This is a genomic window from Burkholderia sp. BCC1988, assembly GCF_905339895.1.
Taxonomy (GTDB): Bacteria; Pseudomonadota; Gammaproteobacteria; order Burkholderiales; family Burkholderiaceae; genus Burkholderia.
Window position 1 is genome coordinate 106,461 of record NZ_CAJPHA010000014.1, and the last position, 18,434, is coordinate 124,894.

The following is an 18,434-nucleotide window of genomic DNA, read 5'->3' on the forward strand; positions in this document are numbered from 1 at the left end:
CAGTCTTTCTTTGCCTCTCGTGGCCGTCACCGCTGTGCTTGCAGCCTGACCGCCCCATGTGATAACGAGGACGCGCGGCGGCGAGCCGCAGCTGGTGGTCCGTCCGTTTCGCATGCTGGGCGAGCTTCGCCAGGGCGGTTTCCTTCGGCTCACGGTTCATCTCTATGGAATCACTGCGCATCTACAACACGCTCGCGCGTGACAAGCAAGTTTTCGTGCCGCGCCAGTCAGGCGAAGTGCGGATGTACGTATGCGGGATTACCGTCTACGACTATTGTCACGTGGGCCACGCGCGCATGCTGGTCGTGTTCGACCTCGTCCAGCGCTGGCTGCGTGCGATCGGCTACCGGGTCACGTACGTGCGCAACATCACCGACATCGAGGACAAGATCATCCGCCGCGCGGTCGAGAACGGCGAGACGATCAAGTCGCTGACCGACCGGTTCATCGGCGCGATGCACGAGGATGAGGCGGCGCTCGGCATCCAGCGTCCGGACATCGAGCCGCGCGCGACGCAGTTCATTCCGCAGATGCTCGGGATGATCGAGAAGCTCGAGGCGAACGGCTACGCGTACCAGGCGAGCGACGGCGACGTCAACTATTCGGTGCGCAAGTTCGCGAACTACGGGAAGCTGTCGGGCAAGTCGCTCGACGACCTGCGCGCGGGCGAACGCGTTGCCGCAAACGATGCGAAGCAGGATCCGCTCGACTTCGTGCTGTGGAAGCGTGCGAAGGAGGACGAGCCCGACGGTGCGTCGTGGGCATCGAAGTACGGGATGGGCCGGCCGGGCTGGCACATCGAGTGCTCGGCGATGGGCTGCACGCTGCTCGGCGAGCATTTCGACATCCACGGCGGCGGGCAGGATCTGCAATTCCCGCACCACGAGAACGAGATCGCGCAGAGCGAAGGCGCGACCGGCCAGACGTTCGTCAACTACTGGATGCACAACGGTTTCGTGCAGGTCGACAACGAGAAGATGTCGAAATCGCTCGGCAACTTCTTCACGATCCGCGAAGTGCTCGAGCGGTACGACGCCGAGGTCATGCGCTTCTTCATCGTGCGCACGCACTACCGGTCGCCGCTCAACTACAGCGACGTGCATCTCGACGACGCGCGCGCGTCGCTCACGCGCCTGTACACGGCGCTGAAGGATGTCGAGCCCGACACGCTCGCGCTCGACTGGAACGAGCCGCACGCGCAGCGTTTCGCGGCCGCGATGAACGACGACATCAACACGCCGGTCGCGGTGGCGACGCTGTTCGAACTGGCGGGTGAAGTCAATCGCACGCGCGATGCATCGCTCGCGCGGCAACTGAAACAACTGGCGGGCCTTCTGGGCCTGCTCGGCCGCGAACCGCGCGCGTTCCTGCAGCAGGGCACCGGTGCCGCGCAGGCGGGCGGGCTCGCAGCCGACGAAATCGAAGCGAAGATCGCCGCGCGTGTCGCGGCGAAGCAAGCGAAGGACTATGCCGAAGCGGACCGGATTCGGGCGGAACTGCTCGACGCCGGTATCGCACTTGAAGACAAACCGGGCGGATCGACCGAATGGCGTCGCGTATGAGCGCGATGCGTTCCACTGACCGATCCGTCAGGTAGGAGGCAGGATGGCAACGGCCAGAAAAGCGCCGGTCAGGCGTGCGACTCCGCTCGCCGCGCGTCCGGCAGCCAAGCGCGCGCCAGCGGCGAAGGCGGACGCGACGCGCGCCGTGCCGAACGGCGCGCTCAACGGTCATGCAAAGCCCGCGCGCGCGAAGGGCGTGGACGCGGCGCAGCCGGAGGTCGCGATGGCGGCCGCCGACGCGGCCCGCAAGATGCGGGCAGCCGATGCGGCAGTCGACGGCGCCGATGGCGTCGTGCGTCCCGCGTACTGGGATAAAGCGAGCGCCGATCTCGTCAAGCGCGACCGCATCCTGAAGAAGCTGATTCCGAAGTTCGGCCCCGCGCATCTCGTGAAGCGCGGCGACCCGTTCGTCACGCTCGCGCGTTCGGTCGTCGGCCAGCAGATCTCGGTGCCGTCCGCGCAGGCGCTGTGGGCGCGCATCGAGGATGCGTGTCCGAAACTCGCACCGCAGCCGGTCATCCGGCTCGGCGCGGACAAGCTGATCGCGTGCGGGCTGTCGAAGCGCAAGACGGAATATATTCTCGATCTCGCGCAACACTTCGTGTCGGGCGCGCTGCACGTCGACAAATGGACGTCGATGGACGACGAGGACGTGATCGCGGAACTCACGCAGATCCGCGGCATCAGTCGCTGGACGGCCGAGATGTTCCTGATCTTCAACCTGTCGCGGCCGGACGTGCTGCCGCTCGACGATCCGGGCCTGATCCGCGCGATCAGCGTCAATTACTTCAGCGGGGAGCCCGTCACGCGCAGCGAGGCGCGTGAAGTGGCCGCCAACTGGGAGCCGTGGCGTACCGTCGCGACCTGGTACATGTGGCGCAGCCTCGATGCACCGGACGCCGACGCCGATTGACGGCTATCGGGTTTTAAACATCAATAGTTGAGAGCCGGTTTTGCACGTCGCCCGCGCGGGTAGAATACGCGCTGCCGCAAGACCCAAGGATTCGAACACATGAAGACCACGTTTCTGGATTTCGAACAGCCGATCGCCGAACTCGAGGCCAAGATCGAAGAGCTGCGATTCGTGCAGGACGACTCGGCTGTCGATATTTCGGAAGAAATCGAGCGGCTGTCGAAGAAAAGCCAGCAACTGACGAAGGACCTCTACGCGAACCTGTCGCCGTGGCAGGTCTCGCAGATCGCGCGGCATCCGCAGCGTCCGTACACGCTCGATTACGTTGCGGAACTGTTTACCGATTTTCACGAGCTGCATGGCGACCGCGCGTTCGCGGACGACCTGTCGATCGTCGGCGGCCTCGCGCGCTTCGGCGGCCATCCGTGCATGGTGATCGGCCACCAGAAGGGCCGCGACACGAAGGAGCGCGCCGCGCGCAACTTCGGGATGCCGCGTCCGGAAGGCTATCGCAAGGCCGAACGGCTGATGCGTCTCGCCGAGAAATTCGGGCTGCCGATCTTCACGTTCGTCGACACGCCGGGCGCATACCCGGGCATCGGCGCGGAAGAGCGCGGCCAGTCGGAGGCGATCGGCCGCAACCTGTACGTGATGGCCGAACTGAAGACGCCGATCATCACGACCGTGATCGGCGAGGGCGGTTCGGGCGGTGCGCTCGCGATCGCCGTGGCCGACACCGTGATGATGCTGCAGTTCTCGACCTACTCGGTGATCTCGCCGGAAGGCTGCGCGTCGATCCTGTGGAAGAGCGCCGCGAAGGCGCCCGAGGCCGCGGAAGCGCTGGGCCTGACCGCGCATCGCCTGAAGGCGCTCGGCCTGATCGACAAGATCATCAACGAGCCGCTCGGCGGCGCGCACCGCGATCCGAAGGGCATGGCCGCGCTGCTGCGTCGTGCGCTCGCCGATTCGCTGCGCCAGTTCCAGGGCATGAGCATCGATGCGCTGCGCGAGCGCCGCTTCGAGCGCCTGATGGCCTACGGCAAGTTCAAGGAAACCACGCCCGGCGCATGACCGGCGTGTTCGCATCGCGCGCCGTCCGGCGCGCGTCTCGCTCGTGATCCCCCCGACCGAATTCTCCGCCGACCGCGTCGTCCTCGACGCGGTCGGCGTTGCGCTTGCCGATCTGCCGGCCGATGCGCGCATCGCGATCGCGTACAGCGGCGGCCTCGACTCGACGGTGCTGCTCGACGCGGCCGTACGCGTGGCGGGCGCCGCGCGCTGCGTCGCGCTGCACGTGCACCACGGCCTGAGCGCGAACGCCGACGCATGGGTCGCGCATGCGCAGGCGACGGCCGGGCAACTCGGTGTCGCGTTCGAGTCGGAGCGTGTCGATGTGCCGCGCGACAGCGGCCTCGGCATCGAGGCGAGCGCGCGCGAGCGCCGTTATGCGGCGCTCGACGCGATGTGCGAGCGCCACGGCGTGGCCGCGCTCTGGGTCGCGCAGCATGCGGACGACCAGGCGGAGACCGTGCTGCTCCAGCTGTTGCGCGGCGCGGGGATCGCAGGCCTGGCCGCGATGGCGCCGCGTTATCGGCCTGACGGCGCAAGCGTCGAGCGCGTGCGCCCGCTGTTGCGATTGTTGCGCGCGCAACTGGAGCGCTATGCGGCGCAGCGCGCGCTGACGTGGATCGACGACGAATCGAACGGCGACACTCGCTACGCGCGCAATGCGCTGCGCATCGACGTGCTGCCGGCGCTCGCCGTGCATTTCCCGGGTTTTCGCGATGCGCTGGGCCGCGCGGCCCAGCATGCGGCCGCCGCGCAGCGGCTGCTCGACGATCTCGCCGAACTGGATTTCGCCGGCGCCGCGCGCGACGACGGCCGCGCGCTGTCGCGCGATGCGCTGGTCGCGTTCGACGATACGCGCGGCGCGAACCTGCTGCGTTTCTGGATGCGCCGGCTCGGGCTGCCCGGTGCGTCGGCGGGGCGGCTGGCGAACATGATGCGGCAGCTGCGCGCCGCGCACGACGCGCATGCGCTGCGGGTCGATCACGCGGGGCAGTGCCTGCGGCTCTATCGCGACACCGTGTACTGGGAGGCGGGCGACAGCGCCGAGCCGGCCGACGACGGCACCGGAACGCCGCATCCCGAATCCTCGTTCGCGTGGGACGGCCAGGAAGTCTGGCGCGTGCCGGCATGGCGCGGCACGTTCGTGTTCGCGCCGGCCGAGGCCGGCAGCGACGGCGCGGTGCCGGAGGCGCTGCTGCGCAGCGCGCCGCTCGCCGCGCGCGCCCGCGCGGGCGGCGAGCGGCTGCGTACGTCGCCCGGCGGCCCGGGCCGCACGCTGAAGAACCTGTTCCAGGAGCGCGGCGTGCCGGCCTGGCAGCGCGACGTGCCGCTGTTGTTTGCGGGCGACCGGCTCGTCTACGTGCCGCGGCTCGGCGTGAATCACGGCGACGGGCTGGCCGATGCCGGCGCGTGGCGCCGGATCGAGTGGCGTCCCGACCTGCTGATCGCATAGCGGCGACACGCTTGCCGCCGCGCGATCGCGCGCCGGTTTTCACCATTTGGTAAACAGCGCCGGAACGCTTGCCCAACCGGCGAGCGGCTTGTCAAGCGGGCCTCTATCGGGTACGCTCGGACGTTTGCTCGGCTCGATTTTTGAGCGATTTGTGCAGGTTTCCCGCGTGACGTACCCGGTTTGCGCGGCCTGATCGGCCTTCCGGGCAAAATCCGTCACGCTTGCGTGTTGCGTCCCAGCCGTCTCCCTCGTCGTCCGTCCACAGCCACAAGCCGCGTGACCGAACGGCAACGCGGCCTGCCCAGCGCGCCCGTGCGGCTTCTCCTTCAGTTCAGAACGACAATGGCACTCATCGTACACAAATACGGCGGCACTTCGATGGGCTCGGTCGAGCGCATCAAGAACGTCGCGAAACGCGTCGCAAAATGGCATCAGGCCGGGCACCAGCTGGTGGTCGTGCCGTCCGCGATGTCCGGCGAAACCAACCGTCTGCTCGGTCTCGCGAAAGAGATTTCGAGCCAGCCGAGCCCGCGCGAGCTCGACATGATCGCGTCGACCGGCGAGCAGGTCAGCGTCGGCCTGCTGTCGATCGCGCTGCAGGAAATCGGCGTCGAGGCCGTGAGCTATGCCGGCTGGCAAGTGCCGATCAAGACGGACAGCGCGTTCACGAAGGCGCGCATCCACTCGATCGACGACGAGCGCGTGAAGGCCGATCTGAACGCCGGCAAGGTCGTGATCATCACGGGCTTCCAGGGCGTCGATCCGGACGGCCACATCACGACGCTGGGCCGCGGCGGCTCGGACACGTCGGCGGTGGCGGTCGCGGCCGCGCTGGATGCCGAAGAGTGCCTGATCTATACGGACGTCGACGGCGTCTACACGACCGACCCGCGCGTGGTCGAAGAGGCGCGACGCCTCGATCGCGTGACGTTCGAGGAAATGCTGGAAATGGCCAGCTTGGGCTCGAAGGTCCTGCAGATCCGCTCGGTCGAATTCGCCGGCAAATACCAGGTGAAGACGCGCGTGCTGTCGAGCCTGACCGATCCGCTGATTGCGCTCGACGAAGAAATGCGCTCGGGCACCCTGATTACTTTTGAAGAAGACGAGACCATGGAAAAGGCAGTCATTTCCGGCATCGCGTTCCAGCGCGACGAAGCACGCATTGCGGTGATGGGCGTGCCCGACAAGCCGGGCATCGCGTATCAGATCCTCGGCCCGGTCGCCGACGCGAACGTCGACGTCGACATGATCATCCAGAACCAGAGCGTCGAAGGGAAGACGGACTTCACGTTCACGGTCGGCCGCGGCGACTACCAGAAGGCGATGGACATCCTCACCAACCAGGTGCAGGGCCATGTGAGCGCCGAGCGCGTGCAGGGCGACCCGAAGGTGTCGAAGGTGTCGGTCGTCGGCGTGGGCATGCGTTCGCACGTGGGCGTCGCGAGCAAGATGTTCCGCACGCTGTCGGAAGAAGGCATCAACATCCAGATGATCTCGACGTCCGAAATCAAGATTTCGGTGCTGATCGACGAGAAATACATGGAGCTGGCCGTCCGCGCGCTGCACAAGGCATTCGAACTCGACCAGCCCGCGTGAATTTTTTCGTGATGCATTGAAGAAAATGCATCACGGAAATTGACGCACGGTTCGAAACCCTATATTATCTCGTTCTCGTCGCACTGCCTCCCTGGTGCGAGCGAAAGTTTGGGAGACGTGGCCGAGAGGTCGAAGGCACTCCCCTGCTAAGGGAGCATCTGGGCCAAAACCTGGATCGAGGGTTCGAATCCCTCCGTCTCCGCCAAAAGCGGTGACAAAGCCCCGCAAGTTCTCGGACTTGCGGGGCTTTTTCTTTTCCGGCGTCGTTTCCGCACGCGCCGCCGGCGCCACGCTTCGTCCGGACAGCCAATCAATGCTCGACTCGGGCGGCGCTCATGCGCTAAATAGGCGTATCGCCTCGCGCGGCTCAATCGGGAGTTCCGGCACGCATGCATTCCGTACTGACCATCCTTTCGCACCGTCCCGTCGACGGGCTCGTCGACAATCACGAACGTTACGCGCGGGCCCACGGCTACCGGCACGCGATCGTCGACGGCACGCACGTGTACGGCGAGCGCCAGCAGGTGCTGCACAAGTACCACGCGATCATCGCGCAGCTCGTCGCGATGGAGCAGGGCGCGTTGCTGCTCGTGCTCGATCAGTTCTCGGTCGTGTTCGGCCAGCATGCGTTGCCGGCCGTCGCGGACGGTTATGACGCGATCGTCACGACGCAGACCTCGAAGTCGTCGTTGCCCGCCGCGAGCGGCATGATCTTTCGCAACGTGCCCGACGTGCGCGAGTGCTTGCGCAAGCTGGTGGTCGAGCTCGGCAAGTGGGCGATGCGCATGCCCGAGCGGCAACACGCATGCGAGGCGACGCTGCTTGCCGAGCACTTCCCGCCGCTGCCGTTCGATCAGCCGCTCGCGACCGGCCATTTCGCGTCGGCCCAGACGGTATGGCGCGACGGGCTAGCGATCGACGCGGTCGTCGGCGCGCATCCGCTCGTGGCGCACCAGGCGCCCGAATGGCAGCAGATCGATGGCGTATGGGCGCCGACGCCCGACTACGACTTTCGCTACGTGCTCGCGCTCGTCGACGACGCGGCGCGTGTCCAGCGGGGCGAGCAGCCGAGCGCGATGGACGACTGGCGCACCGCGCAGCAACGGCCGCGCGAGCCGGTGCGGCACCTGAACCCGCATGCAAGCATTGCGTTCGTGAGCCTGCACACGTCGCACATCGCCGGTTACGGCGATCTTCACGAAGAGAACTTCGTTCGCTACTGCACGCGACACGGCTATGCGTACCACGCGTATCGCGAACCGCCCGCGTTCCTGCCGGCCGGCGTCGATGCGAACTGGGCGAAGCTGCACCTGATTCGCGAACATCTGCCGGATCACGCGTTCGTGTTCTGGGTCGACGCCGACATCCTCGCGATCGACCAGCGCCAGACGGTCGACGGCGTGATCGACGGCCGCGATTTCGTGATCGGCACCGACCACACGGCCTGGGCGATCAACTCGTGCATGATCGGCGTGCGTAACGTCGCGCCGATGCGCGAACTGGTCGAACGCATATGCGCGCGCATCGAGCGCATCGGCGATCGGTCGTCGGTCTATGCGAGCGGCGGCGACCAGCAGGCGATCTATGTCGAACTGCTGGAGGCGGGCATGATCGACGCGCGCTACATCGTCGATGCGATGTCGCTCGCGTCATCGCCGGTCTATGCGACGCGCGACAGCCGCTTCGTCCATTTCCCCGCGCAACACAATCACTATCGCGCGGTGACGATGCGCGTATGGGACAGGCTGAGCCATCAACGCTGACGGAATGCGCGGCGATTTCCGTGTTCCGGATCGCGGCGATCGGCGGCCGGTGAAATAAAAATGAAAGTATCCGTGTAAGGATTGAATCGCTCTCATTCATCCTTCCCCGCATTCCACGCTTGCGCCCCGAAGAATCGGTCTTCCGGCCAAAAATGCGGCATCGCACCGATTCGTGCGATCGGCGCCGCATCACAATACGAAAAATTACGCATAAAAATCAGCGATCTATCCGGGCGTCGTGAAAAGCTCCTCTGCTGCGATGCAAAAAATAATCATTCGCCTTATGCTGGTTAACCCGATTGCGCTTGAGCGGCGTCAAGCTTTGCCCTGATTCCGCTTTACATTTTGCCAACATTGGCGGTCCGCGAAATCTATCTGTCGATTTGATTTCGTTTCCTTCGTCACGCCTGTTTCCGATGCAGCGCGCGACCCTCTCAAGGCCTGTTGACATGCATGATTTCCCCTTTCTGAGCCTGGCGATCTGGGTTCCGATCCTGTTCGGCGCGTGCCTGCTGCGCGCCGGTTCCGACCGTCATCCGCATCGCACGAGGCTGATCGCGCTGGTCGGCGCACTCGCGGGGCTGGCCGCCGTCGTGCCGCTCGTCACCGGTTTCGATTCGCACTCGGCCGCGATGCAGTTCGCCGAAACCCGCAACTGGCTGGCGGCCTTCAACGCCGGCTGGCGTGTCGGGATCGACGGCGCGTCGCTGTGGCTTGTCGTGCTGACCGCCTTCACGACGCTCGTCGTCGTGATCGCGTCGTGGGAAGCGGTGACGGTGCGGGTCGCGCAGTACTACGCGTCGTTCCTGATCCTGTCGGGGCTGATGGTCGGCGTGTTCGTCGCGCAGGACGGGCTGCTGTTCTTCATCTTCTTCGAGGCGACGCTGATTCCGCTGTACCTGCTGATCGGCACGTGGGGCAGGGAGCATCGCGTCTACGCGGCCGTGAAGTTCTTCTTCATCTCGTTCGCGGGTTCGCTGCTGCTGCTGATGGCGATGCTGTACCTGTATGCGAAGTCGCATACGTTCGACATGAACGCATGGCGCACGCTGCAGCTCGGCTTCGCGCCGCAGCTGCTGGTGTTCCTCGGCTTCTTCGCCGCGTTCGCGGTCAAGGTGCCGATGTGGCCGGTTCATACGTGGCTGCGCGCCGTCTACACCGACGGCCCGACGGGTGCTGCACTGATGCTCGCGATGCTCAAGCTCGGCGGCTACGGTTTCCTGCGCTTCGCGCTGCCGATCACGCCGGACGCGAGCCACTTCTTCGCGCCGGCCGTGATCGCGCTGTCGCTGTTCGCGATCGTCTACGCGAGCCTGATCGCGCTCGCGCAGACCGATCTCGGCAAGTTGCTCGCGTATTCGACGGTCGCGCACATGGGGATCGTCACGCTCGGGCTGTTCCTGTTCAACCAGATCGGCGTCGAAGGCGCGATCGTGCAGCTCGTGTCGTACGGCTTCGTCGCGGGCGCGATGCTGCTGTGCGTGAGCGTGCTGGTCGATCGCACGAAGCAGCGCGAGATCGCCGCGTACGGCGGCGTGGCGGGCGTGATGCCGCGCTTCGCGACGTTCGCGCTGCTGTTCGCGATGGCCAACGTCGGCCTGCCGGGCACGTCGGGCTTCGTCGGCGAGTTCATGGTCATCATGGGCGCGATCCGCGTCAACTTCTGGATCGGCGCGATCGCGGCGCTCACGCTGATCCTCAGCGCGTCGTACACGCTGTGGATGGTCAAGCGCGTCGTGTTCGGCAAGATCGCGGGTCCGCGTATCGCGAAGCTCGCCGACCTGAGTCGTCGCGAGATCGTGATGTTCGCGTCGCTCGCGCTGATCGTGTTGATGGTGGGCGTCGATCCGAAGCCGTTCACCGACGCGATCGATCCGACCGTCGCACGGCTGATCGAGGAAGCGAGCCGTTCGAAGCTGCCGGCCGGGGACGGCGGCGCACCGGCGCAGCCGGCGTACATGGCCGCGGCGCACGGCTGAGCGCGTGACGCCGCGCACGATGTCCGCATCGCGTGCCGATGCGGACATCGTTGCGCGCGCATTCATCGGGGCAGGGCGGACACGAGCCCGCGGCTTCCGCCGATTTCGGCCGTCTCAAGGCCCTCGGCGTGAGGCCCGCGGCCGCCTCCCGGCTGCGTGAAATTGCCCCGCGACAATCTGTCTCACTGCGGATTCTGCAATGATGATTTGTCGCACCCACCGGTTTTTCACCGCGCCCGCGCGACGTATGATTCGGCCACTTTCGTGGATCGAATGCGCATCGGGCAAACGCAACGGATTCAATGACCCTCGGGCTGTGTGATGAAAAGAAGAGCTTCAAAAGGCTGGACGGCGCTGATATCGATCGGCGCGGCGCTGAGCCTGTCAGGCTGTAATTTAGATGTACTAAATCCGAAAGGAAGCGTCGGGGCCGCCGAAAAGGCGCTGATCGCGACCTCGACATGGGCGATGCTGATCGTCGTCGTGCCGGTGATCCTGCTCACGCTGTGGTTCGCGTGGCGTTACCGCGCATCGAACCGCAACGCCGCCTATGCGCCGAACTGGTCGCACTCGACCGCGATCGAGGTCGTGATCTGGACGGTGCCGACGCTGATCATCCTGTTCCTCGGCGTGCTCACGTGGAAAACCACGCACGAGCTCGATCCGTACAAGCCGCTTGAGTCGTCGGTGAAGCCGATCGACGTCGAGGTCGTCGCGCTCGACTGGAAGTGGCTGTTCATCTATCCGGAACTCGGCATCGCGTCGGTGAACCAGCTCGCGATTCCGGTCGGCACGCCGGTGAATTTCCGCATCACGTCGGATTCGGTGATGAACTCGTTCTTCATTCCGCAGCTCGGCGGCCAGGTCTACGCGATGGCCGGCATGCAGACGCGCCTGCACCTGATCGCCGACGAAGCCGGCGACTACGCGGGCACGTCCGCCAACTTCAGCGGCCGCGGCTTCTCCGACATGAAGTTCCGCACGCTCGCCGAGCCGCGCGAACAGTTCGACGCGTGGGTGCAGAAGGTCAAGGCGTCGCCCGACCGGCTCGACGCGACCGTGTACGGCACCGTCGCGCAGCCGAGCGAGAAGGCGCCCGTGCGCTACTTCTCGTCGGTCGATCCGCGGCTCTTCCACAACATCATCGCGAAATACAACGATGGCCACGTCCTCGATCTGAAGGACGCCGCCTGCGGCACGAAGGGGTAACGCATGTTCGGCAAACTCACACTGGCGGCGATCCCGTTCGATCAGCCCATCATCATGGTGGCAGGCGCCTTCATGGGGCTGGTCGTGCTGGGCATTCTCGCCGCACTGACGATCACCGGCCGCTGGAAGTGGCTGTGGACGGAATGGCTGACGACGGTCGACCACAAGAAACTCGGCGTGATGTACATCATCGTCGCGCTGATCATGCTGCTGCGCGGCTTCGCCGACGCGATCATGATGCGCATGCAGCTTGCGCTCGCGTACAACGCGCCCGGCTACCTGCCGCCGCACCACTATGACCAGATCTTCACGGCACACGGCGTGATCATGATCTTCTTCATGGCGATGGTGTTCATGGTCGGCCTGATGAACCTCGTCGTGCCGCTGCAGATCGGCGCGCGCGACGTCGCGTTCCCGTTCATCAACTCGCTGTCGTTCTGGATGACGGCGGTCAGCGCGATCCTGATCAACATCTCGCTCGTGATCGGCGAGTTCGCGCAGACCGGCTGGCTCGCGTATCCGCCGCTGTCGGAGCTGCAGTTCAGCCCGGGGGTAGGGGTCGACTATTACCTGTGGGCGCTGCAGATTTCGGGTGTCGGCACGCTGCTGACCGGCGTGAACTTCTTCGTGACGATCATCAAGATGCGCGCGCCGGGCATGACGCTGATGAAGATGCCGGTGTTCACGTGGACGGCCCTCTGCACGAACGTGCTGATCATGGCGTCGTTCCCGATCCTGACCGCGACGCTCGCGCTGCTCGGCCTCGACCGCTACCTCGGCATGCACTTCTTCACGAACGAAGCCGGCGGCAACGCGATGCTGTACCTGAACCTGATCTGGGCGTGGGGCCATCCGGAGGTGTACATCCTGATCCTGCCGGCGTTCGGCATCTTCTCGGAAGTCATCGCGACGTTCTCGAAGAAGCCGCTGTTCGGCTACAAGACGATGGTGTACGCGACCTGCGCGATCATGGTGCTGTCGTTCCTCGTGTGGCTGCATCACTTCTTCACGATGGGCTCCGGTGCGAACGTGAACGCGTTCTTCGGCATCATGACGATGATCATCGCGATCCCGACCGGCGTGAAGGTGTTCAACTGGCTGTTTACGATGTACCGCGGCCGGATCGAATTCACGACGCCGGTGCTGTGGACGATCGGCTTCATGGTCACGTTCACGCTCGGCGGCATGACCGGCGTGATGATGGCGATCCCGGGCGCGGACTTCGTGCTGCACAACAGCCTGTTCCTGATCGCGCACTTCCACAACGTGATCATCGGCGGCGTGCTGTTCGGCTATCTCGCGGGCTTCAACTACTGGTTCCCGAAGGCGTTCGGCTTCAAGCTGAACGAGAAGCTCGGCAAGGCCGCGTTCTGGTTCTGGCAGGTCGGCTTCTACGTCGCGTTCGTGCCGCTCTACGTGCTCGGCTTCATGGGCATGACGCGGCGCCTGAACCACTACGACAATCCGGCGTGGCATCCGTGGCTGCTGGTCGCCGCGTTCGGCGCCGTGCTGATCGCGATCGGCATCGCGTGCCAGCTGCTGCAGCTGGTGGTCAGCATCCGCAACCGCAACCTGCCGGCATATCGCGACACCACGGGCGACCCGTGGGGCGGCCGCACGCTGGAATGGGCGACCTCGTCGCCGCCGGCCGAGTACAACTTCGCGGTGATCCCGCAGGTCCGCACGCTCGACGCGTACGCCGACATGAAGGCACGCGGCGACGGCCGGCCGAACCCGGCGGCGATCCGCGACATCCACATGCCGTCGAATACGTGCGCGGGTCTCGTGGTCGCGGTCTTCAGCCTGGTGTTGGGCTTCGCGCTGGTGTGGCACATCTGGTGGATGGCGATCGGCGGCCTGGTCGGCATCGTCGCGACGCTCGTGGTCTACAGCTCGCGTGACAACGACGGCTACTACATCCCGGCGTCGAAGGTGCGCAGGATCGAAGAGAAGCAACCGGCGGCGCGCGTGGCCACGCGTGTCGACGACGTGGAACTGGAGACCAACTGATGTTGCAGAAAACCCTGAGCGCAACCCTGCTCGAGCACGACGACCATCCGCCGTCGCACTCGGTGTTCGGCTTCTGGCTGTACCTGATGACCGACTGCGTGATCTTCGCGGCGCTGTTCGCGACGTTTGCGGTGCTCGGCAACCAGTACGCGGGCGGTCCGACCGCGAAGGACCTGTTCGACATTCCGGGCGTCGCGGTGGAAACCGCCGCGCTGCTGCTGTCGAGCATTACCTACGGCTTCGCGATGCTGGCCGCGTACAAGCAGCGGCGCGGCGCGCTGCTCGCGTGGCTCGCGGTGACGTTCGTGCTCGGCGCGGCGTTCCTCGCGATGGAGCTGCGCGAGTTCTCGCACCTGATCGCGGAAGGCGCGGGCCCGCAGCGCAGCGCGTTCCTGTCGGCGTTCTTCACGCTGGTCGGCACGCACGGGCTGCACGTGACGGCCGGCCTCGTGTGGATGATCGTGCTCGCCGGGCAGATCGTGCTGCGCGGCGGCGACCTGACCGATCGCGACCTGCGGCGTCTGACGTGCCTGAGCCTCTTCTGGCACTTCCTCGACATCGTGTGGATCTGCGTGTTTTCCTTTGTCTATCTCGCGAGCGTGATCTAAATGGCCCATTCGCATTCGTCGCAACTCGAAGAAGGGCACGGCAGCGTCGGCGGCTATGTCGCCGGTTTCATCCTGTCGGTGCTGCTCACGGCCGCGTCGTTCGGCCTCGTGATGGGCGGCGTGCTGTCGCCGCACGCATCGCTGATCGCGCTCGCCGTGCTCGCATTCGTGCAGATCGTCGTGCACCTCGTGTACTTCCTGCACATGAACGGTTCGTCCGGCCAACGCTGGAACGTGATGGCGTTCAGCTACACCGTGCTGACGGCGGCGATCCTGATCGTCGGCACGCTGTGGGTGATGCACAACGTCAGCATGAACATGATGTCGCGCTGAGCCCGTGAGCGGCTGAGCGGCATCGCGGCGCAGCGGACGATCTCCATGCGCATTCATGCATCAAAGGCGGCACGCGAGTGCCGCCTTTGTCATTATGGCTGCGCGGTGTGCGTGGGCGTCGCTCGACGCCGGACGCGGGCCAGGATGAAAGATGTTTCAGGAAACGGCGGAACGGACGTCGCGGCAGCGCGTCAATTGTTACAAGACGTTAGCGGACGCTTCCACGTGCGATGCAGCGCATCAGTTCTTACAAACTTGAAATATGCGCAGACTGTGCGTGCCGTTATAGTCGAATCACACATGAAACAACTCGAAGAGGAATCCATGAAGACTTTGCGTATTGCCTCGCTCTTGACCGGTATGACGGCCTTGCTCGTGTCGGGCGCAGCAATGGCGGGAGTCAATGTCGGGATCAACGTCGGCGTGCCGGCGCCGGTCTACGTCGCACCCGCGCCCGTGTATGCGCCGCCGCCTCCGCCGGTCGTCTACCAGCCGGCGCCCGTATATGCGCCGGCGCCCGTCTACGCGCCGGCCCCGGCGATCGTGATCGGCTGGCACGGCGATCGCTACTGGGACGGCCGCCGCTACTGGGGCCGCGACGAGTGGTATCGCCATCATGGCCGCGGCTGGCACGGCGATCGCGGTCACTGGGACAACGGCCGTCACAACGGCTGGCGCTGATCGATCTGCGGTGCACGCGCGATGCGTGCGCGCCTCGAAGGAAAACCGCCCGTGTGAACTGAACACCGGGCGGTTTTTCTTTGCCGGTGCGAGTCGCACGCGGTAGCCGCAACGCGCCGGTGCCGCGCGCGAAAACCCGCAAGTTGGCTCGACGTCGAATTGAATGGGTAGAATCGACCCACGTTCCATCCCTCAATCGACCGACAGGGCCTCTATGACGAAGGGTTCGCCCCGGACCGCCGCCACCCGCATCCGCTTCGGCGCCGCGCATGCGGTACGGGCCGCCGGCCGCACGGCGGCAGCATGGGCACTACAGGCGGTACTGGCTGCAACCGCCGCGCACGCGGCCTATGCGATCGCGCAGTACGGCGAGCCGAAATATCCGCCGGGCTTCAGGCATTTCGACTACGTGAACCCCGACGCGCCGAAGGGCGGCACGCTCGTGCTCGCGAACCCGAGCCGGCTCACGTCGTTCGACAAGTTCAATCCGTTCACGATGCGCGGCAACCCCGCGCCGGGCATCGACCTGCTGTTCGAGAGCCTCGCGACCGGCAGCATGGACGAACCGGCATCCGCCTACGGGCTGCTCGCCGACGACATCGCGATCGCGCCGGACCGCCGCTCGGTCACGTTTCACCTGAACCCGCGCGCGCGCTTTTCGAACGGCGATCCGGTCACGGCCGACGACGTCAGGTTTTCGTTCGACACGCTGAAGAGCAAGCAGGCCGCACCGCAGTTCGGCGCGTATTTCGCCGAGATCGCGAAGGCGGTGGTGGTCGATTCTGCGACCGTGCGTTTCGAGTTCCGCAGCACGAACCGCGAGCTGCCGCTGATCGCCGGCGGCGTGCCGGTGTTCTCGCGCAAGTGGGGGCTGCGCGCGGACGGTTCGCGGATTCCGTTCGACCAGCTCGCGTTCGAGCAGCCGATCGGCAGCGGCCCGTACCTGATCGAGCGCTACGACAACGGCCGCACGATTACCTATCGGCGCAATCCCGCGTACTGGGGCGCCGACCTGCCGGTGCGGGTCGGCACCGACAACTTCGAGCGGATCGTCTACAAGCTCTACGGCGACGGCGTCGCGCGGCTCGAGGCGTTCAAGGCCGGCGAGTACGACGTGCTGGTCGAATACATCGCGCGCAACTGGACGCGGCGCGACGTCGGCAAGCGCTTCGACAGCGGCGAGCTCGTCAAGCGCGAGTTCCGCCAGCACAATGGCGCGGGCATGCAGGGCTTCTTCATGAACCTGCGCCGGCCGCTGTTTCGCGACGTGCGCGTGCGCCAGGCGCTCGATCTCGCGTTCGACTTCGAATGGCTGAACCGCCAGTTGTTCTATAGCGCGTACACGCGCCTCGACAGCTATTTCGCCGATACCGACCTGCAGGCGACCGGTACGCCGGGCCCGGGTGAACTGAAGCTGCTGGAGCCGTTGCGCACGCAACTCGACCCGGCCGTGTTCGGCCCGATGGTCACGCAGCCGAACACGAACCCGCCGGGCTCGCTGCGCGCGAACCTGCTGAAGGCGCGCGCGCTGCTCGCGCAGGCCGGCTGGACCTACCGCGACGGCGCGCTGCGCAACGCGCAGGGCGAGCCGTTCACGTTCGAGATCCTCGACGATTCGGGCGCGGCGATGGAAGGCGTCGTGACCGCCTACCAGCGCAATCTCGCGAAGCTCGGCATCGACGCGCGTTTTCGCACGGCCGATTACGCGCTGCTGCAGAAGCGCCTCGACGCGTTCGACTACGACATGACGACGGTTCGCCTGCCGGGTGTGCAGGTGCCGGGCGCCGAGCAGTTCTCGCGCTACGGCAGCAAGTTCGCGGACGAACCGGGCTCCGACAACATCATCGGCCTGAAGTCGCCGGCCGTCGACGCGCTGCTGCATGCGCTCGGCGCCGCGCAGACGCGCGAGGACCTGCTCGACGCGACGCATGCGCTCGACCGCGTGCTGATGCACGGCTATTACGCCGTTCCGCAGTGGTACAGCACCACGCACCGGATCGCATACAAGCGCACGCTCGGCTATCCGCAAACGCTGCCGCTGTACTATTCGGCCGAGGGCTGGGTCGTATCGACCTGGTGGGCCAAGCCCGATCACTGAAGCCTGCCGGCCCTTCGTTCAACCCAGCCTATCGATCGCGAGTCGACGCCCTATGTGGAGCTACATCCTCAAACGCCTGCTGCTGATGATCCCGACGCTCGTCGGCGTGCTCACGCTCACGTTCGCGGTGATCCAGTTCGTGCCGGGCGGCCCGGTCGAACAGGCCGTGCAGGAACTGCGCAAGGGCGCGACGGAGCAGGGCGCGGCGCCGTTCGGAATGCGCGCGCACACCGGCGTCGACGCGCAGCAGCTCGCGCAGCTCAAGGCGCTGTACGGCTTCGACAAGCCGCCGCTCGAGCGTTACTGGCTGATGCTGAAGCGTTTCGCGCGCTTCGATCTTGGCGACAGCTACTTCCGCCACCAGAGCGTGTGGTCGCTGGTCGTGCAGAAGCTGCCGGTGTCGATCAGCATCGGGCTGTGGACGTTCTTCGTCACCTACCTGATCTCCGTGCCGCTCGGCATCGCGAAGGCCGTGCGCAACGGCTCGCCGTTCGATGTCGCGACGAGCCTCGTCGTGCTGGTCGGCTATGCGATTCCGGGCTTCGTGCTCGGCGTGCTGCTGCTCGTGCTGTTCGGCGGCGGCTCGTTCTGGCAGCTGTTCCCGCTGCGCGGGCTCACGTCGGACAACTTCGCCCAGCTGTCGCTCGCCGGCAAGGTGCTCGATTATCTGTGGCACATCGCGCTGCCGATCACGGCGTCGGTCGTCGGCAGCTTCGCGGTCGTCACGATGCTCACGAAGAACGCGTTCCTCGACGAAATCCGCAAGCAATACGTGCTGACCGCGCGCGCGAAAGGGCTCGCCGAGCGCACCGTGCTGTGGAAGCACGTGTTCCGCAACGCGATGCTGCCGCTGATCGTCGGGTTTCCTGCCGCGTTCATCGGCGCGTTCTTCACGGGCAGCCTGCTGATCGAGACGCTGTTCTCGCTCGACGGCCTCGGGCTGCTGTCGTACGAGTCGGTCGTGCGGCGCGACTATCCGGTCGTGCTCGGCACGCTGTACCTGTTCACGCTGATCGGGCTCGCGACCAAGCTGATCTCGGACCTCTGCTATGTGTGGGTCGACCCGCGCATTCAATTCGACAACCTGGAGCGCTGACATGAAACCGTCCGCCAGCACGCCGCTCGCCGGCGCGCCCGTCCGCCTGCCCGCGCTCGCCGGGC

Annotated in this window: 14 protein-coding genes, 1 tRNA gene and 1 pseudogene; 15 read left to right on the forward strand and 1 reads right to left on the reverse strand. The window is 65.7% G+C overall.

The annotated features are described in order from the left end of the window. Nucleotides 1–164 precede the first annotated feature (164 nt). From cysS to tilS, 4 genes are all read left to right on the forward strand, one after another. Entirely contained in the window at nt 165–1,562 is a 1,398-nt protein-coding gene (cysS, locus tag U4012_RS20830) for a cysteine--tRNA ligase (RefSeq protein ID WP_044847975.1), read from the forward strand. Nucleotides 1,563–1,605: 43 nt separating this feature from the next. Then, nucleotides 1,606–2,475: a DNA-3-methyladenine glycosylase gene (locus tag U4012_RS20835; protein WP_321801165.1), complete on the forward strand. Its 870-nt coding sequence runs from the start codon at nt 1,606–1,608 to the stop codon at nt 2,473–2,475. Between the two features lie 99 nt (nt 2,476–2,574). Continuing rightward, a complete protein-coding gene (locus U4012_RS20840) occupies nt 2,575–3,546 on the forward strand; it encodes an acetyl-CoA carboxylase carboxyltransferase subunit alpha (protein WP_006478433.1) in 972 nt (323 codons plus the stop codon). 43 nt (nt 3,547–3,589) lie between these two features. After that, on the forward strand, nt 3,590–4,996 hold the full coding sequence (gene tilS / locus U4012_RS20845; protein ID WP_321801168.1) for a tRNA lysidine(34) synthetase TilS: 1,407 nt from the start codon (nt 3,590–3,592) through the stop codon (nt 4,994–4,996). Nucleotides 4,997–5,118: 122 nt separating this feature from the next. On the opposite strand, the pseudogene U4012_RS35980 reads toward tilS, so the two are convergent. Continuing rightward, nucleotides 5,119–5,356, reverse strand: a pseudogene (locus U4012_RS35980) (hypothetical protein); the annotation flags it as partial. Here U4012_RS35980 and U4012_RS20850 point away from each other — a divergent pair. The 11 genes from U4012_RS20850 (at nt 5,339) to U4012_RS20900 (ending at nt 18,369) form a co-directional block, all read left to right on the forward strand. Continuing rightward, nucleotides 5,339–6,592 (forward strand): aspartate kinase, encoded by a 1,254-nt coding sequence (locus U4012_RS20850; protein ID WP_257771683.1) that lies wholly within the window; start codon nt 5,339–5,341, stop codon nt 6,590–6,592. The pseudogene U4012_RS35980 and the gene U4012_RS20850 sit on opposite strands and share 18 nt — an antisense overlap. 111 nt (nt 6,593–6,703) lie before the next feature. Continuing rightward, nucleotides 6,704–6,797, forward strand: a tRNA-Ser gene (locus U4012_RS20855). Between the two features lie 184 nt (nt 6,798–6,981). After that, complete coding sequence (locus tag U4012_RS20860; RefSeq protein WP_321801171.1) at nt 6,982–8,355, forward strand: hypothetical protein; 1,374 nt, start codon at nt 6,982–6,984, stop codon at nt 8,353–8,355. A 449-nt stretch (nt 8,356–8,804) separates the two neighbouring features. Then, nucleotides 8,805–10,334, forward strand: a complete 1,530-nt coding sequence (locus U4012_RS20865; RefSeq protein ID WP_321801173.1) for an NADH-quinone oxidoreductase subunit M — start codon at nt 8,805–8,807, stop codon at nt 10,332–10,334. Nucleotides 10,335–10,655: 321 nt separating this feature from the next. Further along, complete coding sequence (gene cyoA / locus U4012_RS20870; protein ID WP_044847970.1) at nt 10,656–11,543, forward strand: ubiquinol oxidase subunit II; 888 nt, start codon at nt 10,656–10,658, stop codon at nt 11,541–11,543. 3 nt (nt 11,544–11,546) lie between these two features. Continuing rightward, nucleotides 11,547–13,553 carry a cytochrome o ubiquinol oxidase subunit I gene (gene cyoB, locus U4012_RS20875; protein WP_321801176.1) on the forward strand — a complete coding sequence of 669 codons (2,007 nt, stop codon included), beginning with the start codon at nt 11,547–11,549 and terminating at the stop codon, nt 13,551–13,553. Then, complete coding sequence (gene cyoC / locus U4012_RS20880; RefSeq protein WP_044847968.1) at nt 13,553–14,161, forward strand: cytochrome o ubiquinol oxidase subunit III; 609 nt, start codon at nt 13,553–13,555, stop codon at nt 14,159–14,161. Before cyoB ends, cyoC begins: the two co-directional genes overlap by 1 nt. Continuing rightward, the gene (cyoD, locus tag U4012_RS20885; protein WP_011352504.1) at nt 14,162–14,494 is read left to right on the forward strand and encodes a cytochrome o ubiquinol oxidase subunit IV; all 333 of its coding nucleotides are present in this window, start codon (nt 14,162–14,164) and stop codon (nt 14,492–14,494) included. A 324-nt stretch (nt 14,495–14,818) separates the two neighbouring features. Beyond that, the gene (locus U4012_RS20890; RefSeq protein WP_044848002.1) at nt 14,819–15,175 is read left to right on the forward strand and encodes a hypothetical protein; all 357 of its coding nucleotides are present in this window, start codon (nt 14,819–14,821) and stop codon (nt 15,173–15,175) included. A gap of 214 nt (nt 15,176–15,389) precedes the next feature. Then, nucleotides 15,390–17,273 (forward strand): extracellular solute-binding protein, encoded by a 1,884-nt coding sequence (locus tag U4012_RS20895; RefSeq protein WP_321801178.1) that lies wholly within the window; start codon nt 15,390–15,392, stop codon nt 17,271–17,273. Nucleotides 17,274–17,325: 52 nt separating this feature from the next. Beyond that, nucleotides 17,326–18,369 carry a microcin C ABC transporter permease YejB gene (locus U4012_RS20900; RefSeq protein WP_044847966.1) on the forward strand — a complete coding sequence of 348 codons (1,044 nt, stop codon included), beginning with the start codon at nt 17,326–17,328 and terminating at the stop codon, nt 18,367–18,369. The last annotated feature ends 65 nt before the right edge of the window (nt 18,370–18,434 follow it).